Annotated in this window: 1 protein-coding gene; it reads left to right on the top strand. The window is 66.2% G+C overall.

The features are described 5' to 3' along the window. Nucleotides 1–12 precede the first annotated feature (12 nt). Nucleotides 13–314 (top strand): Ig-like domain-containing protein (locus tag OGY35_RS01940; protein ID WP_286631280.1); only part of this gene is annotated, 302 nt, incomplete at its 3' end.

Here is a 314-nt window from a genome sequence, read left to right as displayed (position 1 = left end):
ATCGCCGTGACCGTGACGAACGCGGCCGGCAACAGCGGCTCCGCGACCCACGATGTGACCGTGGACACTGCGGCACCGTCGGTCACCGTCAGCAGCGTGACCGCCGACGACGTGATTAACGCCGCCGAACAGGGCGCTGACCTGGTGCTCTCCGGCACGACCACGAACGTGGAAGCCGGTCAGACAGTAACAGTGATGTTTAACGGCAGACCGTACACCGCGACGGTGGATAACAACGGCGAGTGGACCCTGACCGTACCGTCTGCGGACCTGTCCGGTCTGACCGACGGCAGCGCCCGCGTGGAGGCCAGCGT

It is taken from the genome of Citrobacter sp. Ct235 (genome assembly GCF_030332305.1).
Classification (GTDB): domain Bacteria; phylum Pseudomonadota; class Gammaproteobacteria; order Enterobacterales; family Enterobacteriaceae; genus Citrobacter_A; species Citrobacter_A telavivensis.
This window is presented reverse-complemented; position numbering and strand designations above follow the sequence as displayed.